The sequence below is a fragment of the Mycobacterium sp. SMC-4 genome, from assembly GCF_025263265.1.
Taxonomy (GTDB): Bacteria; Actinomycetota; Actinomycetes; order Mycobacteriales; family Mycobacteriaceae; genus Mycobacterium.
This window is the reverse complement of the sequence record NZ_CP079869.1, coordinates 4,505,168-4,531,055: the sequence shown is the minus strand read 5'-3', so window position 1 is coordinate 4,531,055 and position 25,888 is coordinate 4,505,168. Positions and strand designations below refer to the sequence as shown.

General features: G+C 65.9%; 27 protein-coding genes. 16 read left to right on the top strand and 11 right to left on the bottom strand.

The genetic code is table 11. The annotated features are described in order from the left end of the window. Position 1: 1 nt before the first annotated feature. From KXD98_RS21575 to KXD98_RS21530, 10 genes are all read left to right on the top strand, one after another. A complete protein-coding gene (locus KXD98_RS21575) occupies positions 2-1,861 on the top strand; it encodes an NAD(P)/FAD-dependent oxidoreductase (RefSeq protein WP_260760327.1) in 1,860 nt (619 codons plus the stop codon). After that, positions 1,854-2,765 (top strand): SDR family NAD(P)-dependent oxidoreductase, encoded by a 912-nt coding sequence (locus KXD98_RS21570; protein ID WP_260760326.1) that lies wholly within the window; start codon positions 1,854-1,856, stop codon positions 2,763-2,765. The genes KXD98_RS21575 and KXD98_RS21570 overlap by 8 nt, the downstream gene beginning before the upstream one ends. A 43-nt stretch (positions 2,766-2,808) precedes the next feature. Further along, positions 2,809-3,924 (top strand): CaiB/BaiF CoA transferase family protein, encoded by a 1,116-nt coding sequence (locus KXD98_RS21565; RefSeq protein ID WP_396883267.1) that lies wholly within the window; start codon positions 2,809-2,811, stop codon positions 3,922-3,924. 8 nt (positions 3,925-3,932) lie between these two features. Continuing rightward, positions 3,933-5,087, top strand: coding sequence for an acyl-CoA dehydrogenase family protein (locus KXD98_RS21560; RefSeq protein WP_260765340.1), 1,155 nt, complete (start codon positions 3,933-3,935; stop codon positions 5,085-5,087). Beyond that, a complete protein-coding gene (locus KXD98_RS21555; RefSeq protein WP_260760322.1) occupies positions 5,084-6,001 on the top strand; it encodes an acyl-CoA dehydrogenase family protein in 918 nt (305 codons plus the stop codon). The genes KXD98_RS21560 and KXD98_RS21555 overlap by 4 nt, the downstream gene beginning before the upstream one ends. Then, the gene (locus tag KXD98_RS21550) at positions 5,998-7,164 is read left to right on the top strand and encodes an acyl-CoA dehydrogenase family protein (protein ID WP_260760320.1); all 1,167 of its coding nucleotides are present in this window, start codon (positions 5,998-6,000) and stop codon (positions 7,162-7,164) included. Before KXD98_RS21555 ends, KXD98_RS21550 begins: the two co-directional genes overlap by 4 nt. Then, on the top strand, positions 7,164-8,150 hold the full coding sequence (locus KXD98_RS21545; protein WP_260760319.1) for an acyl-CoA dehydrogenase family protein: 987 nt from the start codon (positions 7,164-7,166) through the stop codon (positions 8,148-8,150). The genes KXD98_RS21550 and KXD98_RS21545 overlap by 1 nt, the downstream gene beginning before the upstream one ends. A gap of 28 nt (positions 8,151-8,178) precedes the next feature. Then, positions 8,179-9,894 (top strand): thiamine pyrophosphate-binding protein, encoded by a 1,716-nt coding sequence (locus tag KXD98_RS21540; protein ID WP_260760318.1) that lies wholly within the window; start codon positions 8,179-8,181, stop codon positions 9,892-9,894. A gap of 22 nt (positions 9,895-9,916) precedes the next feature. After that, entirely contained in the window at positions 9,917-11,341 is a 1,425-nt protein-coding gene (locus tag KXD98_RS21535) for an aldehyde dehydrogenase family protein (protein WP_260760317.1), read from the top strand. Positions 11,342-11,556: 215 nt separating this feature from the next. Next, positions 11,557-12,327, top strand: a complete 771-nt coding sequence (locus KXD98_RS21530) for a VOC family protein (RefSeq protein WP_260760316.1) — start codon at positions 11,557-11,559, stop codon at positions 12,325-12,327. Positions 12,328-12,336: 9 nt separating this feature from the next. Here the strand turns inward: KXD98_RS21530 and KXD98_RS21525 are convergent, their stop codons facing one another. From KXD98_RS21525 to KXD98_RS21505, 5 genes are all read right to left on the bottom strand, one after another. After that, positions 12,337-12,678: a DUF3140 domain-containing protein gene (locus KXD98_RS21525; protein ID WP_260760315.1), complete on the bottom strand. Its 342-nt coding sequence runs from the start codon at positions 12,676-12,678 to the stop codon at positions 12,337-12,339. Next, positions 12,675-12,890 carry a DUF2945 domain-containing protein gene (locus tag KXD98_RS21520; protein ID WP_260760314.1) on the bottom strand — a complete coding sequence of 72 codons (216 nt, stop codon included), beginning with the start codon at positions 12,888-12,890 and terminating at the stop codon, positions 12,675-12,677. The genes KXD98_RS21525 and KXD98_RS21520 overlap by 4 nt, the downstream gene beginning before the upstream one ends. A 64-nt stretch (positions 12,891-12,954) precedes the next feature. Continuing rightward, complete coding sequence (locus KXD98_RS21515) at positions 12,955-13,821, bottom strand: cyclopropane mycolic acid synthase family methyltransferase (RefSeq protein ID WP_260760313.1); 867 nt, start codon at positions 13,819-13,821, stop codon at positions 12,955-12,957. Positions 13,822-13,912: 91 nt separating this feature from the next. After that, entirely contained in the window at positions 13,913-14,839 is a 927-nt protein-coding gene (locus KXD98_RS21510) for a cyclopropane mycolic acid synthase family methyltransferase (RefSeq protein WP_260760312.1), read from the bottom strand. A 97-nt stretch (positions 14,840-14,936) separates the two neighbouring features. Continuing rightward, positions 14,937-15,383 carry a cupin domain-containing protein gene (locus KXD98_RS21505; protein WP_260760311.1) on the bottom strand — a complete coding sequence of 149 codons (447 nt, stop codon included), beginning with the start codon at positions 15,381-15,383 and terminating at the stop codon, positions 14,937-14,939. A gap of 25 nt (positions 15,384-15,408) precedes the next feature. Here KXD98_RS21505 and KXD98_RS21500 point away from each other — a divergent pair, with 25 nt between their 5' ends. After that, positions 15,409-15,846 (top strand): hypothetical protein, encoded by a 438-nt coding sequence (locus tag KXD98_RS21500; RefSeq protein WP_260760310.1) that lies wholly within the window; start codon positions 15,409-15,411, stop codon positions 15,844-15,846. 62 nt (positions 15,847-15,908) lie between these two features. On the opposite strand, the gene KXD98_RS21495 is transcribed toward KXD98_RS21500, so the two are convergent. The 4 genes from KXD98_RS21495 to KXD98_RS21480 all read right to left on the bottom strand — a co-directional run bounded on the left by KXD98_RS21495 (position 15,909) and on the right by KXD98_RS21480 (position 20,135). Beyond that, positions 15,909-16,358: an Hsp20/alpha crystallin family protein gene (locus KXD98_RS21495; RefSeq protein WP_260760309.1), complete on the bottom strand. Its 450-nt coding sequence runs from the start codon at positions 16,356-16,358 to the stop codon at positions 15,909-15,911. A gap of 136 nt (positions 16,359-16,494) precedes the next feature. Further along, positions 16,495-17,388 (bottom strand): helix-turn-helix domain-containing protein, encoded by an 894-nt coding sequence (locus KXD98_RS21490; protein WP_260760308.1) that lies wholly within the window; start codon positions 17,386-17,388, stop codon positions 16,495-16,497. Beyond that, positions 17,389-18,927: a carotenoid oxygenase family protein gene (locus KXD98_RS21485; protein ID WP_260760307.1), complete on the bottom strand. Its 1,539-nt coding sequence runs from the start codon at positions 18,925-18,927 to the stop codon at positions 17,389-17,391. Further along, entirely contained in the window at positions 18,924-20,135 is a 1,212-nt protein-coding gene (locus KXD98_RS21480; protein WP_260760306.1) for an acetyl-CoA acetyltransferase, read from the bottom strand. Before KXD98_RS21480 ends, KXD98_RS21485 begins: the two co-directional genes overlap by 4 nt. Before the next feature lie 196 nt (positions 20,136-20,331). Between KXD98_RS21480 and KXD98_RS21475 the strand changes: the two genes are divergently transcribed. Further along, complete coding sequence (locus tag KXD98_RS21475) at positions 20,332-21,021, top strand: GAF and ANTAR domain-containing protein (protein ID WP_260760304.1); 690 nt, start codon at positions 20,332-20,334, stop codon at positions 21,019-21,021. Between the two features lie 6 nt (positions 21,022-21,027). Here the strand turns inward: KXD98_RS21475 and KXD98_RS21470 are convergent, their stop codons facing one another. Continuing rightward, positions 21,028-21,774 carry a cyclopropane-fatty-acyl-phospholipid synthase family protein gene (locus tag KXD98_RS21470; RefSeq protein WP_260760302.1) on the bottom strand — a complete coding sequence of 249 codons (747 nt, stop codon included), beginning with the start codon at positions 21,772-21,774 and terminating at the stop codon, positions 21,028-21,030. A 455-nt stretch (positions 21,775-22,229) separates the two neighbouring features. Here KXD98_RS21470 and KXD98_RS21465 point away from each other — a divergent pair, with 455 nt between their 5' ends. The 4 genes from KXD98_RS21465 (at position 22,230) to KXD98_RS28595 (ending at position 24,686) form a co-directional block, all read left to right on the top strand. Next, positions 22,230-23,621 carry a hypothetical protein gene (locus tag KXD98_RS21465; protein WP_260760300.1) on the top strand — a complete coding sequence of 464 codons (1,392 nt, stop codon included), beginning with the start codon at positions 22,230-22,232 and terminating at the stop codon, positions 23,619-23,621. 123 nt (positions 23,622-23,744) lie between these two features. Beyond that, positions 23,745-24,101 carry a hypothetical protein gene (locus tag KXD98_RS21460; protein WP_260760299.1) on the top strand — a complete coding sequence of 119 codons (357 nt, stop codon included), beginning with the start codon at positions 23,745-23,747 and terminating at the stop codon, positions 24,099-24,101. Further along, a complete protein-coding gene (locus tag KXD98_RS21455) occupies positions 24,061-24,414 on the top strand; it encodes a hypothetical protein (RefSeq protein ID WP_260760298.1) in 354 nt (117 codons plus the stop codon). The genes KXD98_RS21460 and KXD98_RS21455 overlap by 41 nt, the downstream gene beginning before the upstream one ends. Next, entirely contained in the window at positions 24,363-24,686 is a 324-nt protein-coding gene (locus KXD98_RS28595; protein WP_396881790.1) for an HNH endonuclease, read from the top strand. The genes KXD98_RS21455 and KXD98_RS28595 overlap by 52 nt, the downstream gene beginning before the upstream one ends. Here KXD98_RS28595 and KXD98_RS21450 read toward each other — a convergent pair. After that, positions 24,683-25,168: a hypothetical protein gene (locus KXD98_RS21450; protein WP_260760297.1), complete on the bottom strand. Its 486-nt coding sequence runs from the start codon at positions 25,166-25,168 to the stop codon at positions 24,683-24,685. The two genes, KXD98_RS28595 and KXD98_RS21450, sit on opposite strands and share 4 nt — an antisense overlap. Positions 25,169-25,888 lie beyond the last annotated feature (720 nt).

Genomic DNA, 25,888 nt, shown 5'->3' with positions numbered 1-25,888 from the left:
AGTGACGAGTACCGAAAGCGCGTGCGGGCCCACTGACACGCCCACCGACATCGATATCCCGGCGCTGCGCGAGAAGTACGCCAAAGAGCGGGCCAAACGTTTACGCGAAGAGGGTGCCGACCAGTACCTGGAACTGGAGGGCGATTTCGCCGAGTTCTACGAAGTCGATCCGTACACGACGGTGACCGAGCGTGATCCGATCACCGAGGACGTCGAGGTGGTGATTCTCGGCGGCGGCTTCTCCGGGCTGCTGGCAGGTGCCTACTTGAAGAAGTCGGGTGTGACCGGAATCCGTGTCATCGAGATGGCCGGGGACTTCGGGGGCGTCTGGTACTGGAACCGTTTCCCCGGGATCCAGTGTGACAACGACGCGTACTGCTACATCCCGCTGCTCGAAGAGCTCGACTTCATGCCCTCGAAGAAGTTCGCCGACGGCGCTGAGATCTTCGAACACTGCCGCAACATCGGTAAGCACTTCGGTCTCTACGACGGCGCGCTGTTCTCCACCCAGGTGCGCGAACTGCACTGGGACGACGACGCGCAGCGCTGGCGGATCAGCACCGACCGCGGCGACGACATCCGGGCTCGGTTCTTGGTGATGGCCCAGGGTTCCTACAACCGTCCGAAGCTGCCCGGTATCCCGGGAATCAAGGAGTACCGAGACGCCGGTGGCCACGTGTTCCACTCGGCCCGTTGGGACTACGACTACACCGGCGGTGGCCCCGATGGTGGCCTGGACAAGTTGGCCGACAAGCGGGTTGCACTCGTCGGCACCGGCGCGACCGGCATCCAGTTGGTGCCGCACCTGGGGCGAGACGCCGAGCAGCTGTTGGTTTTCCAGCGGACACCGTCATCGGTCGACGAGCGGGTCAACACCCCCACCGACCCCCAGTGGGCGGCCTCGCTGCAGCCGGGATGGCAAGAGGAACGCAAACGCAACTTCCACAACTGGTCGCCGTTTGTCGGCGTGGTATTCGGCGAACCCGATCTGGTGTGCGACTTCTGGACCGAGCTCGGCCGCAACCTGACCGCGCGCATCGCCGGCGCCGAAGATCCCGCGGCGGTGACCATCGAACAGATCATGGCGTTCCGGGAAGAAGAAGACTACAAGATCATGGAACGGTTGCGGCGGCGGGTGGCTGCCGTCGTCGAGGATCCTCAGACCGCTGAGATGCTCAAGCCCTACTACCGGTTCATGTGCAAGCGGCCGTGTTCCAGTGAGCACTATCTGGCCACATTCAACCGACCGAACGTGACGCTGGTCGACGTCTCGGAATCCAAGGGCGTGGAGAGACTGACCGAGAAGGGCGTCGTCGCCAACGGCGTCGAGTACGAGGTCGACTGCGTGATCTTCGCCAGCGGATTCGAGATCTCCACCGAGATCAGCCGCCGGTACGCCATCGACCGCATCGTCGGCCGGGACGGCCTTTCACTGTTCGACTACTGGCAGGACAGCTACCAGACGCTGCACGGCATGACCAGCCGCGGGTTCCCCAACCAGTTCTTCATGGGGTTCATCCAGGGCGGAGTCTCGGCGAACACCACCGCGATGTTCGAGCAGCAGGCCAAGCACATCGCCTACATCATTGCCGAGGCCCAGAGCCGTGGCGCGACCACGGTCGAGCCCAGCCAGCAGGGACAGGACAACTGGGTCGCCACCGTCCGGGAGCTGGCGATCGACAACTCGGCCTTCGAATTGTCTTGCACACCCGGCTATTACAACAACGAGGGCCGTGGCGGTGCCGAAGGTAACGGGTCCTTCCTCGGTGACTTCTATTCACCGGGCTTCTACGCCTTCGACGAGTTGATCGCGGCATGGCGTGACAGCGGTGATCTCGAAGGCCTGGAACTCCGTGTCTGACCTGCGCTTCGACGGACGGGTCGCAGTCGTCACCGGCGGCGGACGTGGCCTGGGCCGTGCCTATGCGCTGCTGCTGGCTGCCCAAGGCGCCACGGTGGTCGTCAACGACCTCGGCGGGGGGCTCGACGGCGCCGGCGCAGACGAAGGACCCGCTCACGACGTCGTCCGCGAAATCACCACTGCCGGAGGCACAGCAGTCGCCAACACCGAATCGGTGGCCGCCCCGGAAGGGGGACAGGCGATCATCGACGCGGCAGTCCAGCGCTACGGCAGGGTCGACGTGCTGGTGCACAACGCCGGGATCGTTCGGCGGGCACCCCTGAAGAGCATGTCCTACGACGACTTCGACGCGGTGCTCGACGTGCATCTACGGGGCGCCTTTCACGTCGTGCGTCCGGCGTTCGCTCTGATGTGCGACGCCGGATACGGACGCCTCGTGCTGACGTCGTCGATCGGTGGTCTCTATGGCAACTACGAGGTGGCCAACTACGCCGCCGCCAAGGCCGGTGTGATCGGATTGAGCAACGTGGCAGCAATGGAGGGAGCGGCGCACAACGTCACGAGCAACGTGATCGTGCCCGCGGCGGTGACGAGGATGGCCGCAGGGATCGACACCTCGGCCTATCCGCCGATGGACCCCGACCTGGTCGCGCCGGTCGTCGGCTACCTGGCGCACGAGAGCTGCGCGGTGACCGGCGAGATGTTCGTCGCTCTGGCCGGCCGGGTGGCCACCGCGGCGATCACCGAATCGCCCGGCGTGTATCGGCGGGCCTGGACCATGAGTGATGTCGCGAACAACCTCGACACGATTCGCGACCGCTCCGAGACCCTCACGTTCCCCGTCGTTCCCGACGGACATGGTGACCACATCCGGTACAGCTTCGCGATGGCCGGTCGTGGCTGACACCGGACCGCTGGCGGGGATCCGCGTCGTCGACCTCACCGCCATGGTGATGGGCCCCTACTGCACCCAGATCATGGCGGACATGGGCGCCGAGGTGATCAAAGTCGAACCGCCCGAAGGCGACAACACCCGGTTCATCTCGGTCGGCCCGGCACCGGGGATGAGCGGGGTGTTCGTCAACGTCAACCGGGGCAAGCGCAGCGTGGTGCTCGATCTGCGCTCGGCCGAGGGCAAGGCTGCGATGCGTGCGCTGATCACACACGCCGACGTGTTCATCCACTCGATGCGTGCCAAGGCGATCGCCAAGCTGGGCTTGGGTTATGCCGATGTAGCGGCGCTGAATCCGGCGATCGTCTACACCAACTGCTACGGCTACGGGCGCCGCGGCCCGGAGCGGGATCGCCCTGCCTACGACGACACCATCCAAGCCGAATGCGGTCTGCCCGCGGTGCAGCAGCAGCTCACCGGCCAAGCCGACTACGTCGGCACCATCATGGCCGACAAGGTCGCCGGTCTGACCGCGCTGTACGCCACCATGATGGCGCTGTTCCACCGCGAACGTAGCGGCGAGGGACAAGAAGTCGAGGTCGCCATGTTCGAGACGATGGCGTCGTTCATGCTGGTCGAACATGCCAACGGCGCCATGTTCGACCCCCCTTTGGGCCCGGCGGTGTATCCGCGAACCGTGGCGCCCAACCGACGTCCATACCGCACCAAGGACGGGTACATCGCCGCGCTGATCTACAACGACAAACATTGGCATGCGTTCGTCGGCGCGGTGCAGCCGCCCTGGGCCTCAGAGCTGTACGCCACGTTGGAATCTCGCGCCCACCACATCGACGCCGTCTACGGCCTGGTGGCGCAGACGCTGGTCGAACGTACCACTGAGGAGTGGCTGGCGTTGTTCCGGGAACTGGAGATCCCGGCCGCGCCACTGAACACCCCCGACGCACTGTTCGACGATCCCCATCTGGATGCGGTCGGCTTGTTCGAAACGGTCGACACCCAGCACGGCCCGGTGCGGTTCCCCGGGGTGCCGACGTGGTTCTCCCGGACCCCCGGCAAGGTCCGCGGGCCGGCTCCGGAACTGGGTGCTGACACCGCCGCGGTGCTCGCCGAACTCGGTCTGGGTGCCGTCGACCCGGTCGGATCGAGTTAGCGATGGCGATGGATTTCGACATGGGTCAACGCGCCGAAGACCTGCGCCGCGAGCTGCGGGCCTTGGTCGCCGAGCAGGTGCCCGAACACTACCTGGGCGCCTTCACCGATGACCCAGCTGATCTCGATATCGCGCAACGGTTTTGCCGCACGCTGGCCGAACGACACCTTCTCTGCCTGGCCTGGCCGCAGGAGTTCGGCGGTGGCGGTGCCTCGGTGTGGGAGCAGACCGTCGTGCGTGAGGAGATGTGGGCCCACCACGAACCACGCGGCGCCCAGTACATGGGAGTCAACTGGGTGGGGCCGATCATCATGCGCCACGGCACCCCCGAGCAGCAGCGCACCCACCTGCCGCCGATCGCGGCCGGCAAGGTGATCTGGTGCCAGGGCTTCTCCGAACCTGAAGCAGGGTCGGATCTGGCCTCACTGCGTACCACCGCACGCAGAGACGGCGACGGCTGGTTGGTCAGCGGACAGAAGATCTGGACGTCGTACGCGACGATGGCACAGTGGTGCTTTCTCCTCGCGCGAACGTCCAAGAGTGAGCGAAAACAACAGGGCCTGACCATTTTCCTGGTGCCGATGGATGATCCGGCCATCACGGTGCGTCCGATCCCGTGCATGATGGGCCCACACCACCTCAACGAAGTGTTCTTTGACGACCTGCGGGTCACCGAGGCCGATGTGCTGGGCACCGTGGACGAAGGCTGGTCGATCGTCGGAGACGTGATGGCTTTCGAACGGGTGGGTATCGCACGCTACGCGCGCTGTGAGCGATTGCTCGCGGCGGCGCCCACCGTCCTCGGGGGACGCTGGGACACGCTGTCCGACGAGCTGCGCGGACGCTGGATCCGGATGCTGACGCACTGCCGGCGCGCCCGGTTGCTGGCTTATCGCGTCGTCGCGCAGCAGAGCAGTGGCCGGGTCAATCCGGGTGACGCCGCGGCCTACCGAATCGCGGTCACCACCCTCGACCAGGACAGTGCCGAGGTGCTGATGGACATCGCCGCGGAAGTGGAGCGCAGTGACCCCAGGGCAGCGTGGTTCCTCGGGGAGGTGGAGGACCATTGGCGCTACTCCCAGGCCTCCACGGTGTCGTCGGGAAGCAGCGAAATGCAACGCATCCTGCTGTCCCGTTCACTGTTACGCGGAGCCGCGCGATGATCCTCGATCTCAGCGACGACGCGCTGGAGTACGGCCGGCAGGCCAAACAGGCCTTCGCCGCGGCCGGCGGTGACGAGTTGGTGCAGCGTGCGCAGGTTGCGCCCGACACCCGGGAAGTGTTGGTGCGGCCGGTGCTCGACGGGCTCGGCGCGTGGGATCTCGATCCTCGCGCCGATGCCGACGGTCTGGAGGCAGCCGCGGCGCTGTGCCGCAGCGCGGGATACTGGGCGCTGCCCTACCCGCTGGCCGAACGACTGGCCACCCCGACCGACCTGGACGTCGACGGGCTGGTCGTGATCGGCGGGATCCGGCCGGCCGGCACCCTGGACGGACTGCAAAGCCGCTGGGCCGCAGTCACTGTCGACGGCGATCGGTCGCTGGTCTCTGGGCTCGGCGCGGCACAGCCGGGCTTCGTCGCCGAACTGGAGCTGTCCCCGGTGGACGGTACCGGGGCCGGCGACGTCGCTCTAGGATTGGTACTACCGTGCTGGACACTGCTGGGGATGCTGGATCGTGCCGTGGAACTGACCGTTGCGCACGTGAATCTGCGTAAGCAGTTCGGTCAGCAGTTGGCGGCGTTTCAGAGCGTGCAGTTCCAGCTCACCGACGCCGAGGTGGAGCGCAACGGCCTCGATATCCTGGCCAAGCACGCGTTGTGGAGTGCAGCCTCCGGCCGGCCGGCAGCTGTCGATGACGCACTTGCCTTGCGGATGGCGGCGATCGAGGCCGCCGATGTGGTGTTCCGGGTGTGCCATCAGCTCCACGGCGCCGTCGGCTTCTGTGACGAGACGACGCTGTCATGGCTGTCGCGGTACAGCCAGCCGTTGCGGCGGTTGCCGTTCGGATTGTCCGGCACGCGAAACCTGCTGACCCGCAGAGCTGGTCGGCACGGTCTGACGGGATTGTACGTATGACTGCGCTGGACGACTTCCGTGTCGAGGTGCGCGACTGGTGTCGCGAACACGTCCCCGCGCACTGGCGAGCCCAGCAGACCGGGGTGGGTGACGACGAGTTCGTCCGGTTCCAGAAGTGGTGGTTCGCCGAGCTGCACGCGGCCGGGTACGCGGTGCCGCATTGGCCCGCCGAGTGGGGTGGGGGGCTTTCGGTGGCGCAGCAGGTGGTGCTCTATCAGGAGCTGGCCGCCCACGACGCCCCGCGACTGGTGCTCGCGTTCGTCGGTATCCATCACGCCGCGTCGACCCTGCTGGTGGCCGGCACCGACGAACAACGCCGACGGCATCTGCCGGCGATCCTGGATGGAGAGATCTGGGTGCAGGGCTTCTCTGAGCCGGAGGCCGGATCGGACCTGGCGGCGCTGCGCACCACCGCTCGCCGGTGTGGCGACGGCGGCGATGGACATTACATCGTCAATGGCCAGAAGCTCTGGGCCAGCGGTGCTCTGCACGCCGACTGGTGTCTGCTGTTGGCCCGCACCGACCCGGACGCGCCGAAGCGTAAGGGCATCTCGTATCTGCTGCTGGACATGAACAGCCCGGGCATCGACGTCCGGCCCATCCGCAACGCCGTCGGCGACTCGCATTTCTGCGAGATCTTCCTCGACGATGTGCACATCCCGGCGGGCAACCTGATCGGTGCCGAGAACGAGGGTTGGCAGGTGGCGCAGGCGACGCTGGGCGCCGAACGCGGCATGACCATGCTGGAGCTGGCCGAGCGGCTGGGCAACGCCGGCTTCCGGTGGCTGGTGCAGTCCGCACCGGCGGATGACCCGGTGGTCGCCGATCGGCTGGCCGGGTTCGAAGCGGAGATCACCGGACTGCGCGGGCTGTGCCGCCAGATCGTCGAGCACGGCGCCCGCGGCCCCGCCGATGCCTCGATTGTCAAGCTCTACTACAGCGAGCTGCTGCAGCGGCTCACCGACTTCGGTGCCGAGCTCGGCGGTCCGGCCGCGCACACCGTGCTGACCAAGCCGCTGTCGAGCGGATGGGAATCGGGTTCCTGGGTCTTGGATTTCGTCGGCTCATGGGAGTGGACCATCCCCGGCGGTGCCAGCGAGATCCAACGAACGATCATCGCCGAGCGCGGACTGGGGCTGCCCAGAGAACCGAGCGTGGCGTGATGGCAGAGGATTTCGCTGAGTTTCACGATGAACTCCGTTCGGTCGCCGGTGACCTGCTGGCCAAGGACCCGCAGACCGAGTGGTCCGATCTCATCGACGCCGGCTGGGTCGGGTTGGAGGTCCCCGACCGGCTCGGCGGCGCTGGGGGCAGCTTCGGCGAAACCGCGGTGGTCCTCGACCAGATCGGGCGCGCCGCGGGAGTCAACCGTTTCCTGGGTGGCGCGGTGCTACCGGTCGGTGTGCTCAACGCGCTTCCGGTTGACGACCGCATCGAGGCGCTGCTGGCTGCGGTGGCCGCGGGCCAGACGCGGCTGGCCGTGGTCACCGATGCCTTCTCCTGTGCCGAGGGTCGATTGACCGGTCATGCCGAGTTCGTCGCGGATGCCGTCGACGCCGATCAGCTGCTGGTGCTCACCGACTCTGCCGTGGTGCTCGCGCAGGCCACGGATCTGACAGTGCTCCCGCAACCAGTCGTCGACGAGACACGCCGGTTGGCCATCGTCACCGCCGATGCCGCCCCGGTGCAGGTGCTCGGTGCCGCCGATCCGGCCGCCGCTGCGGTGCGACAGCGAGCAGCGGTGGCGATCGCGTGTGACAGTCTGGGACTGGCCGAGCAGATGCTCACCGCCACCGTCGATTACGTTTCGGTCCGCCGGCAGTTCGGCCGACCGATCGGCTCGTTTCAGGCTGTCAAGCATGCCTGCGCCGACATGCTCGTCGACATCGCGGTGTCACGCCAACTCGTCGGCGATGCCATCATCGCCGTCGCCGAACGGCGCGACGCCACGATTCCGGCGGCGATGGCCAAATCGCATACCTGCGCCGTCGCCGTCGCCGTTGCCGGAAAAGCCATGCAGCTGCACGGCGGCATCGGCTACACGTGGGAAAGCGGCATCCACCGCTACCTCAAACGCGCCGCCCTGAACCGTTCGTGGTTCGGATCGACGGCGGCTCACCGCAAGACCCTCTCAGCCCGCTACCTGTGAGCTCACCCCGACCGAAAGGCAAATGACCATGGGTGTCCCTGTCTACAAACGCATTCTGGATCTCTTCGAAGCCGAGGGCGTCAACACGCTGTTCGGCATCCCGGACCCGAACTTCGTGCACATGTTCACCGAAGCCGACGCCCGCGGGTGGTCGGTCGTCGCGCCGCACCACGAGTTGTCCGCCGGATTCATGGCCGAGGCGGCATCACGGATGACCGGCAAGCCGGGGCTGTGCATCGGCACGCTCGGTCCCGGGGTTGCCAACATCGCCGGAGCGATGATGTGCGCACTGGTGGAGAACTCACCGGTGATCTTCCTCGGTGGCCAGCGCGCGCGCATCACCGAGCGGCGGGTGCGTCGTGGTCGCATCCAATTCGTACAGCAGGAGGGGCTTTTCGCGCCGTCGGTGAAGTACAGCAGTTCGATCGAGTATGCCGATCAGACCGACGAGATCGTGCACGAGGCCATCCGCCGGGCCATGTCGGGCACCCCCGGACCGGCCTACATCGAGTTCCCGTCCCACGTCATCCTCGACGAACTCGAGGTAGGGCAGGCGCCGTCGCCGTCGACCTACCGGCTGGTGAATCAGGGTGCAGGTGGCCGTGAGGTCGCCGAGGCGGTCCGACTGATCCGCGCCGCGAAGAGCCCGATTCTGTTGGTGGGCCACGGCGTTCACACCTCCCGTACCCAGGAACAGGTGCGGGAACTGGCCGAGCTGATGGCCTGCCCGGTGATCCAGACCTCCGGAGGGACCTCGTTCATCCCCGGTCTGCAGGACCGCACCTTCCCCTACCTGTTCTCCCCGGCGGCCAACGAGGCCGTCGAGCAGTCCGACCTGTGTGTGGCGTTGGGCACCGAACTCGGCGAGCCCATGCACTACGGCCGGACCCAGCACTGGGCCGGCAACGACGCCGAACGCAAGTGGATCTATGTCGAGCAGGACCCCACCGCCATCGGCGTCAACAGGTCCTTCGACGTGCCGCTGGTCGGTGATCTGCGCGGGGTGGTGCCACAGTTGGTCGAGGCGCTGCGCGACACACCACGGGCTCCCGCGGCGAATCTGGAGACGTTGATCGAGGCCGACGCCGCCGAGCTGGCCCGCGTTGCCGAGGAAGCGCCGAGCGGGCGCACTCCGATCCACCCGGCTCGCTACGTCGTCGAGGCCACCAAGGCGTTCAAGGAGCACACGCGCGACGGCATCCTGGTCCGCGACGGCGGCGCCACGGTGATCTTCCAGTGGACCTATTCCCAGGCCAAGCCGCGTGACGTGATCTGGAATCAGAACTTCGGTCACCTCGGCACAGGCCTGCCCTACGCTGTGGGCGCGTCGGTCGCCGACGGCCGCAAGCGCCCGGTGATGTTGCTGACCAGCGATTCGGCATTTCTGTTCCACATCGCCGAACTGGAGACCGCGGCGCGGGAGAACCTGCCGCTGGTGTGCGTCGTCGGCGTCGATCATCAGTGGGGGCTTGAGGTCGGTGTCTACAAGCGCACCTTCGAGCAGCCGTCACCGCAACCCGGTGTGCACTGGAGCAAGGACGTCCGGATGGACAAGATCGCCGAGGGCTTCGGCTGCCACGGTGAGTATGTCGAGAAGGACGACGAAATCGGCCCGGCGATCCAGCGGGCCTTCGCCAGCGGTAAGACCGCGGTGGTCCATGTGTGCATCGACCCGAAAGCCAACTCCGAGGAGATGCCCAAGTACGACCGATTCCGCACCTGGTATGCAGAAGGTACGCAGTAGGCCCGTGAACCGAGGAGACGTGATGCGCGAGTATCTGAAGCACTACATCGACGGCCAGTGGGCCGAATCGGTCCGGCCCAACGCCCTGGAAGTCGACAACCCGACCACCGAGCAGATCTCCGGCAAGATCGCGCTGGGCTCGTCGGCCGATGTCGACCTGGCCGTCACCGCCGCCCGGCGGGCTTTCGCGAGTTGGTCGCAGACTTCCCGCGAAGAACGCCTGGACCTGCTCGGGGCGATCATGGGCGAATACCAGAAGCGCAGCGGCGATTTGGCCGACGCCGTTCACGAGGAAATGGGTGCGCCGCCGTCGCTGGCCTCCGGTCCACAGGTCAACCTCGGCATCGGACACCTGTCGACCACCATCGAGGTGCTGAAGAACTTCCAGTTCGAAGAACAGCACGGCACCACCATGGTGGTCCGCGAGCCGATCGGGGTGTGCGGGCTGATCACACCGTGGAACTGGCCGCTCAACCAGATCGCGTGCAAGGTCTTCCCGGCACTGGCCACCGGCTGCACGATGGTGCTCAAGCCGTCGGAGGTCGCTCCGTACTCAGCACAGATCTTCACCGAGATCCTCGACGCCGCCGGAGTTCCCGCCGGCGTGTACAACCTGGTCTACGGCGACGGCCCGGGTGTCGGGGTGCCGCTGTCGAGCCACCCGGACGTGGACATGGTGTCGTTCACCGGATCCACCCGCGCCGGGGTCGAGGTGGCGCGCAACGCGGCGCCGACGGTCAAGCGGGTGACCCAGGAACTCGGCGGCAAGAGCCCGAACATCGTGCTCGATGACGACGACTTCGCCAAGAGCGTCGCCGCCGGCACCTCGGTGATGATGATGAACAGCGGCCAGAGCTGCAATGCTCCGTCGCGCATGCTGGTGCCGAACTCGCGGATGGAGGAGGCCATCGCCATCGCGCGCGACACCGCCGGTGCGGTCAAGGTCGGCGATCCGTCCGACAAGACGGCGATCGGGCCGGTCGCCTCGAAGGCACAGTTCGACAAGATCCAGGGCCTGATCCAGAAGGGCATCGACGAGGGCGCCACGCTCGTCATCGGAGGGCCCGGACGGCCAGACGGGCTCGAGAAGGGCTATTACGTGCAGCCGACGGTGTTCGCCAACGTCACCAACGACATGACCATCGCCCGGGAGGAGATCTTCGGGCCGGTGCTGTGCATCCTGGGCTACGACGACATCGACCAGGCTGTCGACATCGGCAACGACACCGAGTACGGGCTGGCCGGCTACGTCTCGGGCGCCGACCTTGAGCAGGCGCGCGCGGTGGCACGTCGGATCCGGGCCGGTTCGGTGGCGATCAATCACGGCTTCGACATGGCCGCCCCGTTCGGTGGTTACAAGCGCAGCGGAAACGGCCGTGAATGGGGCCCCTTCGCGTTCGACGAGTTCCTGGAGGTCAAGGCTGCGCTGGGGTACGCACCGGCGTAGTAGTGGTCGCCGTCCTGGTCGTAATCCTCGTCGCCGAAAGTACGGTTTCTGACGCATCTGAGGCCGAAATTCGTCAGAAACCGTACGCTCGGCGCGGTGCTCGGCGCGGTGCTCGGCGCGGTGCTCGGCGCGGTGCTCGGCGCGTGCGATGAGTTTCGGCGCGGCGGTGGGTCTGTTTCGGTGACCGACACCAACCCCACCGACAGGAGGCTTTGATGCCCGTCCGCTCCTCGACCCCGCTGGGTGCCCCGATCTGGATCGATCTCGGGACATCGGATCTGGAACGCGCCCAGCAGTTCTACGGCACCGTATTCGGATGGACGTTCGAGTCGGCCGGGCCGGACTACGGCGGTTACGTCAACGCGTTCCGTGACGGCCGGCCCGTGGCCGGACTGATGGCCAACGACCCGCAATGGAACGCCGCGGACGGCTGGACGACGTATCTGCACACCGCCGACATCGCGGCCACCGTGGCGAAAGCCGCCGAGGCCGGTGGCACGACCTGCATGGCGCCGATGGAGGTTCCGGAGAAGGGCTGGATGGCGATCCTCACTGACCCGACCTGTGCCGTCGTCGGGCTCTGGCAGCCGACCGGTCATCACGGCTTCGAGCTGGTCAACGAGCACGGGGCCGCGGTCTACCACCAACTCACCGTCGGCGACTACGCCTCGGCGCTCCAGTTCTACCGCGCGGTGTTCGGCTGGCAGACCAACACCGTGTCCGACACCGACGAATTCCGTTACAGCACGGCGTCTTTCGACGGCGAAGAGTTGCTGGGCGTGATGGACGGTTCGGTGTTACCCGATGCCGCCCCGTCGGAATGGACGGTTTTCCTGGCCGCCGACGATGTGGACAAGACGATCGAGATGATCGTAGAGAACGGCGGCAGTGTGGTGCGCGCAGCCGAGGACACGCCATACGGTCGGTTGGCGGCGCTCGCCGACCCGACCGGCGCGCAGTTCAACCTGTCGTCGATCCAGAGCTGACCGGCGACATCACGACGTCTTCGTCGGGTCGTGGCCCCAGTTCATCAGCGAGTAGCGCCAGTCCGTGTCCCGCACGTCGCCAGACGGGCGTTGTGCCAGGTGGCGGTTGACGTAGCCGACGACCTTGCGCATGTGGGTGTAATCGTCGTCGGACAAGTCGGACTTCTTGGTGTGCAGGATGTCGACGATCCGCCGGCCGCTGCGGTGGCCGGTGGACTCGCTGCCGTCTGAGGACTTCTGTCCGACCGACTGCGAGGCGTCGGTGTCGAGCCACTTCTCGATCTCGGCGGCCGTCATGTTCACTGCCCCGCGGAAGTCCTCGTAGGTCTGGCTGTGGTCGGTGTTGCTCATGATTTCTTCTTCAGTGCGTCGGGCTTGTGCACGGCGTCATTGCCGCTCTTGTCGCTGCGCACCCGATACTGAGGTTCGTCTTTCGACGCCCGCACCGTGCGTCCGGCAGCCTCGGTATCGGAGGTGATCTTTTCTTCGACCGTGCCTTCGGCGGTGCTGCCGTGGCTTTGCCAGGTGACCTTGTCGCCCTTGGAGAATTTCTGCTGACCCATGGGGGGCGGATACCCGCAAGTGCGCAGACCGGCACCCGGTGTCACCGGCCGGTAAGGAAGACGGTCAGCCCTTGACGAGGGTGAACTGGCCGAGTTCGCTGATTCCGCGCTGGAAGAAATCGCTGCAGCCGGTCAGGTACTTCATGTAGCGCTGATAGACCTCTTCGGAAGTCGCCGCGACGGCGGCGTCATGGTTGGCCTGCAACGCCTCGGCCCAGCTGTCGAGGGTGCGCACGTAGTGCTCGTTGAGCATTTGCTTGTGCTCCAGGGTGAAGCCGGCGTCCCTGGAGAGGTTGACGATGTCGTCCTCGCCGGGGACCGAACCGCCGGGGAAGATCTCCTTGGCGATGAACCGCATGAACCGCAGGTCGGTCATCGTGATCGGGATGCCCATCTCGGCCCAGCGCTTGAGCGGGTGACCGAGGATGGCCTGGATGACGAAGCGACCACCGCTGGGCAGCACGCTGCTGCACATCTTGAAAAACGGGGCGTAGCGCTCCTGCGGAAAGGCCTCGATGGCCTCGAGGCTGATGATCCGGTCGACCGGCTCGTCGAACTGCTCCCACCCGCGCAGGAGCACGCGCCGGGACCGCTCGGTCGGCAGACCGTCGAGCAGGTCCTGGACGAACTTGCACTGGTTCTTGCTCAGGGTCAACCCGACCACGTTGACGTCGTGCTTCTCGATCGCCCGTTGCAGCACCGAACCCCACCCGCAACCGATGTCGAGCAGCGTCATGCCCGGCTCGAGCTGCAACTTCTGCAGTGCCAGGTCGATCTTGGCCATCTGCGCCTCGCCGAGCGACATGTCGTCGCGCTCGTAGAACGCGCAGCTGTAGGTGCGGGAGGGGTCCTGGAAGAGACCGAAGAAGTCGTCGGAGAGGTCATAGTGCGCCTGCACCTCTTCGAAGTGCGGCTTCATCTGCTCAGCCATCCCTCGGCAGACCTCCATCCGGTGAGTGGGTTCTGGTGCACGCTTTCTGGTCCCACGCGTGCCCACAAACGTACTACACGGACGTCAGTTTCTATTTGGCGCAGGTGAATTGAGCGACGTCGGTATAGCCGTCCCGGAACAGGTCGGCACAGCCGGTGAGGTAGTGGCGGAACCTCTCATAGATTTCCTCGGACGTGATCGCGATGGCTTCGTCCTTCTTTGCTTCTAAATTTGCTGCCCAGGTGTCGAGGGTTTTGACGTAGTGCGGCTGCAGGTGCTGTTCCTGCGTGATGGTGTAGCCGGCTTTGACGGCGTGGTCACGCACCATCGAGGCCAGCGGCAGCCGGCCACCGGGATAGATGTAGTCCATGATGAACTTGATGAATCGCACGTTCGACATGGTCAGCGGCAATCCCTTGGCCTTGATCTCCTCATCCTCGGGGATGATGATCGTGTGCAGCATCATGACGCCGTCGTCGGGAAGCCAGTCGAAGGTTTTCTTGAAGTAGTCGTCGTACTTGTTGAATCCGAAGTGCTCGAACGCGCCAATCGACACGATCCGGTCGACCTTGCCGTCGAAATCCTCCCACGGCTGTAGCCGTACCTCCATATTGCGTTTGCTGGTGGAGTTGGCGAACCAATGGTTCTCGATGTGTTCCTTCTGGTTTTCCGACAAGGTCAGGCCGATGACATTGACGTCGTACTTCTCAACCGCGCGCATGATCGTCGCGCCCCAGCCGCAGCCGATGTCGAGCAGCGTCATGCCGGGCTGCAGGCCCAGCTTGCCCAGCGAGAGGTCGATCTTGGCCATCTGCGCCTGCTCGAGGTTGTAGTCGTCCTTCTCGAAGTAGGCGCAGCTGTACACCTGGTTCGGGTCCTGCCACAACTTGAAGAAGTCGTTGGAGATGTCGTAGTGGAACTGGACCTCGTCCTTGTCCGATCCGCGCGTCTGCGAGGCGGACTTCGAGAGCCACTTCGACTGAGCGGTGGCTTCGGGCTGACCCGAGGTGTTCGTCATCAGAGACCATCCTGTCTGCGGTAGGCATGCTGGCGCGCCCCCGGCACGCCCGGTTTTGATACCCAGACTGCGGGTCGGAGAAACGGCTGGCGGCCCGTCATTCGCTGGGCGCCCCGAGCGCGAAGTCGGCGAAGTCGAAACCGGGCACGACGACGCAGCTGACCAGGCAGGGTTCGTCGGCACGAGGACGGGCGCGCTGCCAGTGCCCCGGAGGTACCAGAAACTGCGGGGTCTCGCCGGCTGCGATATCGGATCCGAGCAGGTGGGTGGTCGCACTGTGCTGTTCGGCGCCGACTTCGAGCAACAGCGGGCCGCCACGGTGATACAGCCACAGCTCGGCGCTGCGCACGGTGTGCCACGCCGACTGCTGACCCGCCATCAGCAGGAAGAGGATGGCGGTGCCGGCGTTGCGTGGACCGGCGTAATCGGGGGGGAGCGACGACTGCGGAATCATCAGGTCGCTGCGCCACGTCTCCCGATACCACCCGCCCTCGGGATGTGGGGCGAAGTCGAGCCGACGCGCCCAATCGGGAAGATCGCTCATCGGCCCACCCTATTAGTATCTGGCCATGGCTCGTGCGCGTCCCGGCTGGTTGGTCGCGTTGTGTGCGCTGGTGGTCGCGGTGAGTGCGTGGCTGCCGTGGCTGAGGTCCTCGGCCGACGGCGGCGGACGGGCCAACGCCATCGGCGGGGTGGCGGGTGCGATGCCGGTCCCTCCCCCCGGCTTCGGGGTCGGTCAGCTGATCGTGCTGCTGGCCTCGGTGCTGGTCGTCGCGGGGGCGATGTCGGCGCGCGACATCTCGGCCCGGCTGGCTTCCTCAGCGGCGCTGACGATCTCGGTGGTGCTGGTGGCACTGGCCGCGTGGTATTACCGGCTTTACGTTTACCCGCCCGTGTCGGCGGCTTACGGCCTGTACCTGGCCGGCGCTCTGGCGTTGGTGGCAGCGTTGCTGTCGGTGTGGGCGATGCTCGCCGCGTGGCGAGGGGTCAGAAACGCATCACCGTAACCCGTTGATCTCCGTGCGCTGCACCCGGCTTTCCCGGGTGCAGCGCATCGGCTGATCCTGCGTTATTCGGCGTCGACGGTGGTGGTCTGAATCGACGTCTGGGCGCCGGCGTGGTTGACCTCGATCTTGCGGGGCTTGGCGCGCTCGGCGACCGGGATGGTCACGGTCAGTACACCGTTCTCGTAGGTCGCGGAGATCGCGCCGGTGTCGATGCCCTCGCCGAGCGAGAGCTGCCGCCGGTAATTGCCGAAGAACCGCTCGTTGGCCAGCCACTGGGCGGACTCTTCCGACCGGGCAGTGCGGTGGGCCGAGATCGTCAGCGTGCCACTGTCGACGTTGACGTCGACCGAGCCGGGATCGATGCCGGGCAGGTCGGCGGTCAGGACGTAGTGATCGCCGATCTTGCACAAGTCCATCGGCATGAAACGGGGGGCGCGGTTTGAACCGGTCTGGCTGCTCAGCAGGCCCCGGGTCAAAGCGTCAATGTCGCTGAAGGGATCGAAGCGAAGCACAGTAATCCACCTCCTATGTCACTCGGGCCCACCACCCTGGCGGGCAGCTAAATCACTGTGCACCTGCGAGATTAGCACTCGACGGATGAGAGTGCCAGAATTTTTTCGGCTCGATCGCAGGCGCTCGGTCGAAGTGTCACACCGGCCGGATGTGTGCGCCCCGCAGCGGTTGGCCGCAGCGATCGCAGGCCAGCCTCGCATTGAATCTTCGCCCGCAGACGGTGTGGGTCAGGATCACCGCCGGCCCCTCTGGCGAGCTGAACCAGCGCTGGGCCCACGCCAGAGCGCACACCAGTACCGGGAAGAAGTCTCGGCCCTTGTCGGTCAGGGTGTATCGGCCGGCCGGATTGGCGAGCACACCTTGTCGGCAGAACGACGCCAGACGATCGGCAACCGTTGCGGGCGGTGCAGCCAGTTGGCTCTGGAACTCCGAGAAGCGACTGACTCCGACGAAGTTCGCCACCAGCAGTGCGAATGCCCAACGGTCGCCGATCACGCTCATGGTTTCGGGGAACAGGGTTCCGGCGCCGTCGCGGCGACCGGCCGATCGCCGGCGGTGCGTTCCTGCTGGAATGGAGCGCGGCCACGACCCGCTCGGACCCCATTGGGCGACAACGCTTTGTGCCCCGGTTACTGCCCCGCAGGATGTGCAGGTGACGGTCGGGGCGAACTCGGAGTCGCAATCGAGGTGACGCATTCCCGGTAGGGCGGGGTGGTGATCGGGCACCCAGCGCCGCTCCCAGTGCCAGATCGAGGTCAGCATCGGCCACAAGGATCGACTGGTGGGGGTCAGGAGATACTCCGAGCGCGGCGGCTTGGTCTGATACTCCCGGCGCACGAGCAGGCCGTCAGCCGTCATCGTCTGCAGTCGGTTCGACAGCACCGCGTTGGACACCGGCAACTCGGCGGCGAACTGGCCGAAGCGTGCCGCTCCCAGCAGCGCGCGCTGGATGATCAGCAGTGTCCACTCATCGCCGAGCAGGCCCAGCATCTTCGCGACGGCATTGGGGCCCGCGGGGGCGTCGGTCATCTACAGCCCGACGGCCTGGGCGGCGGAGTCGGTGTGCCGCCAACGCGGCAGATCTGATCCCGCAACCCACGTAGAGTGGGTTCCGCTGCAGATACGTTCGGGCAGTTGCAGTTTGCACACCGGGCCGTCGCCGACGCGGGCGGCGTCGAACACCAGGCAGTAGGACGCGTCGGTGTTCATATCAGTGGTCAGGGTGATCAGGTAACCGTCGTCCTCGCGGTGTCCTGGCTGCCGCGGCGCCATGGCGGTCTCGCTACCGAAGACGCCGTCGTCGAAGGCGAAACGCTCCTCAGCGCCGGTGTGCAGGTCGTGGCGGACCAGCCCGTCGAACAGGAACCAGCCCGGCTTTCCGGTGGCGGCGTAGGTGTAGCGGTAGGGACGGCCCGTGTAGCCGGGGTTGATCATGCCGAATTCGGTGATGCTGTCGGTCAATTGCTCTTCGCGGGTCTGGCCGGTGACCAGGTTGAAGCGCCAGCGGTGCAGCCGCGTCTGCATGCCGTCGAGGGAAAGCCCGCGGAAGATCGTCTGCCACTTGGGCTGCATGCCGTTGTCGACGCCCTGCAGCGGTTGTGGATCACCCTGGAAGAACCCGTCGAGCACGATGTCGTCGCCGTCTTCGTAGGCGTTGGGGAAGTGCAGCACGTACGTCGGCGCCGCGTCGAACCACATGATCTGCGAGGTGTCGCCGCGGCGGGGAACGACGGCGAAGCGCGAGGGGAGGTCAGGGTGGAATTTCGGGAAGTGGATGTTGTGCTCGAGCAGGTCGAGGTCCCAGAAGAGCGGGAAATCGTTGAGGATCACGTAGTTTTCGGTGAAGGCCATATCGTGCGGCAGTCGTGGTGCGGGCAGCGGCACATCGACGTTGTGGACGACGGAGCCGGACGGGCTGACCACGCCGTAGCGCAGATGGGGCGCGGTCTTGCTGTAGCTGAAGAACAACAGTTCGCCGGTGGCCTCGTCGACTTTGGGGTGCGCCGAGACACCCCAGTCGTTCGGGAAGCTACCGTGCCAGTCCTCCTTGCCGAGGTCGGCCCCGGTACACGGGTCGATGCGGTACAGGTCGCCGCACTGGTAGTGGCTGGTCAGGGCGACCCCGCGGTGGACGACGACGTCGGTGGACGACGCGTCTTTCATCAGCGTGCGCGCACCCCAGCCGTAGTCACGGCGGCTGAGTTCGATCGGTTCGGCGATGCCGGCCCACAGCGGACCGCCCGCCTCGTTCTCTGCCAGCAGACCGTCGGTACGCACGAACCGGTTGCGGTAGAACGCTTTTCCGTCCCGGAATCCGACCATGTGCAGCATGCCGTCACCGTCGAACGGGTGGTAGTACTTCAGCGCCGGATGCAGCGGGTTCTCGGTGTTGCGCAGGTAGACCCCATCAAGGTCATCAGGGATCTGTCCCTCGATGACCGTGAGGTCGTCGACATCCCACTCGCTGGTCTGTGGCCGCCACGGTCCGGTCCGGTACGGGTGATCGTCGTCGGCGGGCAGTGTGGACAGGAACCTGCCGACGATCTCGGGGTGGGCGCTGACGGTCACGGGACACTCCTGACGACGAAACTGACAGTGGTGGCGGTACTTCCGCCGAAGTTCAGGGTGCCGAACGTGTCGGCACCTTCGACTTGGTAGTCGCCGGCGGTCGCACTGACCTGACGCGCCGCGTCGAGGACCATCCGGATCCCCGAGGCGCCGACCGGGTGGCCACCGCCGATGAGGCCGCCGCTCGGATTGAGCGGCAGGCGACCGCCGATCTCGATGTCGCCGCCTTCGATGGCCTGCCACGATTGGCCGGGCTCGGTCAGGCCGATGTGGTCGATGGCGAGGTACTCGCTGGGAGTGAAGCAGTCATGGACTTCGAAACCGTCGACGTCCTCGAGGGTTACCCCGGCGCGGTCGAATGCGTCGAGAACGGCACCGCGGACGTGGGGCAGAACGTAGGGATCGTCGGCAGCTCGGTCGAGCTTCTGTCGCAGGCCCAATCCGACGGTGCGGTGCCCCCAGCCCGCGATGCGGGCCAGCGGCTGAGCGGTCGGATGATCGCGCAACCACTCGTCGGTCACCAGCACCACACCGGCGCCGCCATCGGTGACCTGGCTGCAGTCGAAGCGGCGCAGCCGTCCTTCGACGACCGGGTTGCTGACATCGTCGGCTGTCAGCGGGCACGGGATCTCCCAGGTGCGGGTCTGGGCGCGCGGATTGGACCGGGCGTTGGCGAAGTTGATCGACGCGATCGCGCGCAGGTGCGCTTCGTCGATGCCATACCGACGGTCGTACTCGGCGGCCACCGCGTCGAACATGAAAGGCCACATGAACTTGGCTTCTGCGCCTTCGTGGCCCGCCCAGGCCGCGGCGGCCAGGATGGAGGCGGCGGTGTCACCGGGAACGGTCTTCTCCAGCTCGATGCCAAGGACCAGCGCACAGCGGTAGGCGCCGGAGCGCAGGTCGGCCATGGCGGCCAGCAGCGCGACGCTGCCCGAGGCACACGCAGCCTCGTGCCGCGTGGCCGGTGTGTCCCACAGGTCGTCGTTGACGGTGGCCGGCATGGCGCCCAGGTGAGATTGGCCGGCGAACAGCTCACCGAAGGCATTGGCGACATGAACCACCTCGACGTCGGCGGCGTCGAGGCGGGATTGTTGCAGCGTGGCGTCGACTGTCAGCGCGGTCAGCTGGGCGAAGTCGACGCCTTCGCGATCGAGATTGCGCGCGAAATCGCTCTGCCAGCCACCGAGAATCCACACCTGGCCCATGCCCGCGACCGTACTACAACTAACAGAGTGACTGGTCAAATATGCAGAACGGTCCCGCCGGCTCGTGACTGAACCGGCGAGACCTCGACAGGCGCGACTGTCGACCGCCGCGCTTGCCTGCGAGGCTGCATTGCCCAGCACGGGGTGGCGCAAACCCCATTCGGTGTACGGTGCCCGAGATGGGACCCTCGACATCATGACCGCTGAGACGCCGAATCATGAGTTGGCCCGGCGAATGGCCGAGCTGGCCCGAACCGTGGCCGCACCGCGCAGCGTGGATGAGGTGCTGTCCGAGGTGACCGCAGAGGTGATGAGGCTGGTCCCCGGGGTCGCCGCGGCGGGGGTGCTCTTCGTCGGTAAGGAGGGGCGCTTCCAGTCGGTGGCCGGTACCTCGGAGCTGCCGCATCGACTCGATGAGTTGCAGGCGACGTTTCACGAAGGTCCCTGCCTGGATGCGGCGACCGATGACCTCGTCGTGCGATCAGACGACTTGCGCACCGAGCAGCGTTGGCCGCAGTACTCACCTGCTGCCGTCGAGCTCGGAGTGCTCAGTTCGCTGTCGTTCAAGCTCTACACCAGCTCCCAGACCGCCGGCGCGTTGAACCTGTTCGCCACCCGCGCGGGAGCCTTCGACGGCAATTCCGAGACGATGGGCATGGTGCTTGCCGCCCATGCCGCGGCGGCGATCCTGGCCAGCCGCCATACCGAGCAACTGCAGTCGGCGTTGACGACCCGCGATCGGATCGGTCAGGCCAAGGGAATCATCATGGAGCGTTACAACGTCTCCGACGTCGCCGCCTTCGACATGCTGCGCCGGCTGTCGCAGGACGGCAATGTCAAGCTCGCCGATCTCGCGCAACGGGTCATCGACACCAGGGGTTCGTGAGCGGAATCAGCGGCCCATCAGCGCGAAGACTCCCCAGCCCAGGTACTCCCGCTGATACCTGGTGTAGCGGACGGGTTCGGTGGACAGTTCGGCCCGGACCTCGGCGACCAGCTCATCGCCGGGATTGGCGTCGAGCCAGCGGCGCAAGTTGAGCCATTGCGCTGCCCGGTATCGGTCCCAGCTGTCCTGGTCCGCCAACACCATCTCCACGACGTCGAGTCCCAGATCGCCGAACTGCTCGATCAACTCGGGCAGTACCAGGAAGTCGTCGACGCCGCCGGCACCGCAGGCGGTGGCGGTATCCCGGTCGGGCACTGCCTGGCGCCAGTAAGGCTCACCGATCAGCAGCAGGCCGCCGGGACGAAGACTGCTGTTCAGCAGCGCGACGGTGCCCGCCACGCCGCCGCCGATCCAGGTCGCACCCAGACACGCGGCGAGGTCGACCAGCTGGTCCGCGACGAAGGTGGAGGCGTCGGCATGGACGAAGCTGACCTGGTCGGCGACACCGAGGTCGTCGGCGCGACGGCGAGCCTGCTCGGTGAACACCGTGCTGATGTCCACCCCGGTTCCGGTGACGCCATGGTCACGAGCCCAGGTGCACAGCATTTCTCCGGAACCGCTGGCCAGGTCGAGCACCCGCGTTCCGGGCTCCAGCCACAGTGCCTGCCCCAGAACGGCGAGTTTGTCCGCGGTGAACGGGTTGTGGATGCGGTGGCTGCTTTCGCGAATGGTGAAGATACGGGGCAGATCCACCGGAAGCACTCCTTGGATTGGATTGCCGAGGGGGCTGGCGTTGGTCCCAGAGCACGTCCTTGGGCCGCGCCGCAATTCGAGGAAGTGAACGTATCGCTCGCACCTGGGACGGTGCCACCGAATATCAACCGGGTTGGTCGCCGCCGCACACGCAACTCCCTCATTCGGGGAGTGTCAAGCATCACCCGAAACGCAGCAGAGCCCCCGGGAGTGTGGTGTTTCAGGACATCGGAATAGGGTGTCTCAAGACATCGGAATACGACCGCCCGCAGCTCACGCCAGGTGCACCCGGCGTTCCCATCTTTCAGTCGGGGCCGGCCATCACTCCACCCGGCACACCCGGCGGCAACCTCAACCCCTTGGATGTAATCACTGGTCAGCATGCCGGCGGCACACCCGCAGCACCCGCGGTGCCAGCACCTGGGCCAGCTCCCGGCATGTGGTGGGGGCCGAACGTGACCCGCCCCGTGGACAATCCTCGGTTCGGGTCGCAGTACGACAGGGACTACAGCAGCAGCGGGGGAGCTAGCCAACCTGGCCCGGTGGTGCCGTTCTCCGGCAATGTCATGGATCTGCTGCAGGGTCACCCGGTCAACTCGACCACCTACGGCGCCGCACAGTCACTCCTGGACGCACAGCACAAGGTGGCGCAAGAGGCCGCCGAGCTGAACGCGATTATGACGGACAACACCGCGACCGAAGGCGATATCGCTAAGGCCCGCAGTGAATTACAGGCCGCGCGGTCCGATCAGCTGCAGGCGCAACTGCGGTTCAACGAACAGATGACCGCCGCGGCCACCGGCATGTCGGAAGGCATGCAGGACATTTCGTCTGACTTCGCCGAGATCGGAGCCAACCTCGATAGCGACCTCGGTTTCTCCAAGGGACTGCCCGGTCTGGCCGACAATCTGGTGCGGTTCCTGGCCAATCTGGCCACGGCACCACTGCAGGGGATTCTGAGCCAGATCGCCGGCGGCGGGTGCAATCCGCAAGGCGGAACAGCACAGGGCTTCCCGCAGTTCGGCCCACTGTCCTATGGTGGTGGATACGCAGGCGATGCGGCGCTCCTGGTCAACGTGCGACCTGGCCGTTACTCGCAGGCGCCCGATAGGGACCTGCTTAAGGGCTTGTCGGATTGCTCCAGCTCCATCGGCGATCTGGTCAACATCATGGACGGCAATTCGACCGGCGGGCAGAAGCTCACCACCGGTAACGCCCACGAATGGCTGTCCGCGCAAGGGTTCTTGCCCGGTACCGGTGGACCCGGCACATTCCGACTCGGGTTCAACAGCGGCCACATGCAAGCCACCGTGCCCGGCGGCACGCCGTGGAACTGGGGTAGCGATGCTGCCGCGGCCCGCGGTGGTGTGGGTGGACTCGGAGCGGCCGCCCCGGCGCTCACCGAGCAGTATTACCGCCCGGTGGCCACGATGCCGACCGGCGCACCGTCCACACCGTGGATGCCGCAGGCCGGCAACGGCACGGGCGGTTTGGTAATCCCACCGCCACTGTCATCGGCGGCGGCCAACGCCAACCCGGCACTGACCAATCCCGCGCTCACCAGCGGACTGCCGGCGCCGGGCACCGTCCCCACGGGTGGCCCACTCTCCAGTGTTTTCCCGGACGCGTTCTCAGCGTCCTACGCTCCGACCACCCCGTCGGAGCAGGCGGCACCGTTCTGGCAGCCCCAGGGTGGTGGCCAGCTCGGGTCCGGATTCCTTGGCATGGCCATGGGCCTGGTCTCAGGCGCCGCGGGTATGGGTGCGAACATGTTCGCCCCGGGCAGTGGTGCTGCGGCTCAGGCGGACATGGCCCAAAAAGGCTATCCAGCGGACCATCGCCTTTGATGGCCAAGCGGCCGGCATCGGGATGCAAAGGCTTATGGAAACCTTCGGCGTAAGTGACCCCGTTGGCGCTCCAACGGCCTCGGTGTCTCGTGGTTGCAGCGTATCGCCGGCGGCCTGGCTGGCATGAAGCCGGCCGATGGACAGAACGAGGGCAAGGCCGACAAGAACTCTCAGGTCGACCCCAAGGCCCCGCAGAACCAATGCCAGGGCCAGAACGGCCAGCCGGGACAACCCTGTACCGCCGGCCCGCACGGTCAGCAGGCGCCGACAGTCAACATCGAGCGTTTCGTGCAGGCAGAAGACCGGAACGGCATGCAGGGCTGCAACGACCTGGCCTACGCCACGCAGGCAGCACAGATGAATCCGGGATATGCCCCAATGTCGAAGGGCCGGAACTCTCAAAGGGTTCCGGCCCTTCACATAGCCCGAAAGGTTGTGAATGGCACAGCAAGACAAAGAGTTCGCGAAGGCAATGCGTGAAGCGTTCGCCGCTAACGAGGATCTACGCGCCAACCTCTACGAGATCGCCGACGACGTACTTGACGTGGCCAAAGCCATCGCACCCGAGGATTCCGGCGACTTCCGCGACAGCCTCGAAACCCGCCGAGTCAAATACAAGAAAATGGGCAAGAAGACCCGCGTGGCTCGCATCGTCAGCACCGACGACCCCGCTAAGGTCGCCACCATCATCCACGGCCGCGGTCAAGGCGAAGAACACGGCGCAACGCCTGCGTTCGACGTATGGAACCGCACAGCCGCGGTATTCAACTCGCCCGCCGAAGACGACGAATGATCCGCCGGCCCTGCCTTGACTGCGGTCGGTTGACCACGGCTTCACGCTGCCACAGCTGCCACCGCAAGCGCCGCAACGCCGGCTATGACAGTCGCGAATACCGCGCCCTCGGCCGGCCCACCGGGCTGACATGCCAAATGCAGATCCTATGCAAGGGCGCCCCGGCCACCTCGTGGGAGCACCGAATCCCGCTGTCGCGCGGCGGCACCCACCACCCATCGAACGTGCTGCCCGCGTGCGGGCGGTGCAACTCAAGTAGGCGGGACCGCTAGCCAAGAAGCCGCGTTGCTGCGGTTGCGAGGGGTTCCGCCACCTGGGGGCGATTCCCGTACACACAAGGACGAGAGCGCACGCGGATGCACCCGACTGCAAGTAGCTCTCGCTTCGCACGGTCGTCGTAGCCGGGATAGGAATGAACCTCCTGACCTCGAAAGCTGACGGTGGTGACCTCCCAAAGTTCTGCGTTGGTGGTCATCGCCGTCCAGTTGCCCTGCCACTCCCCGGCCTGCACTAGCCATACCTCGCCAATGTGGGAGTAGGTGCTGAGGGTCTTCCTCTTCGTGCGAAACAGCCCGCTGGGGAACGTTCCCTCGCCCTTCGCGAACAGCGGTTCGGTCGGCACACGGTGACGCTGCATCAGCTGGACGAACTCAACTCGGATGCGGCTGGCCTCAGCACTCCACTGAGCCTCTTTGGCCGCCCACTCCGCATCGCGTCGCCGTTGCGCCTTCATCTCGTCTTCGAGTCTGCCCACCCTGCGGAGTCTTTCACGGGAAGGGACGGACAGCAGCCGAGACGTGCAGCCGTTGCATAGCCGCAGGTCAGGGGTTCAGAAGTTCGCAACCCATCGTGCCTGTTCGACTCGACCGCGTCGACCAAGCCGGCGCCGTCACCCTGCGCGTCAACGGCCGCCTGCACCACATCGGCATCGGCCGCCACCACCACCGAACCCGCGTCTTGATCCTCGCCCAGGACCACCACTCACCGTCATCAACGCCGCCACCGGAGAAGTACTCCGCGACTTCACCCTCGACCCCACCAGGGACTACCAACCCACCGGCGCCCCCAAAGGCCCCAAACGGAAAAAACCGTGAACCTAAAGCAGATCCACGGCTATTCCGATGTCTTGCGACATCACATGGTGCCCCCGGCAGGATTCGAACCTGCGACACCGGCTTTAGGAGAGCCTGCAAGCTCACCTAGTCATGGTCTCGAAAGTGGTTCTGAACTGGCGATATAGCGCCAATCGGTACCACCCGAAACCATGGCGTGTCGCGGACTCACCGACCAGGCACCGACCACAGATCAGCGTTGAATTCCGGGCTCAGAAACGAGCGAAGCCCCTCGGCTGCAACCAAGGGGCTCCACGGAGGCAACTATGAAAACCACCGTTTGCGCGCGCGATCGAATCGTACCGCGTGCGCACAACTACGTCATCGATCCTTGGATCTATGGCGGCGAGAAGTGACGCCGG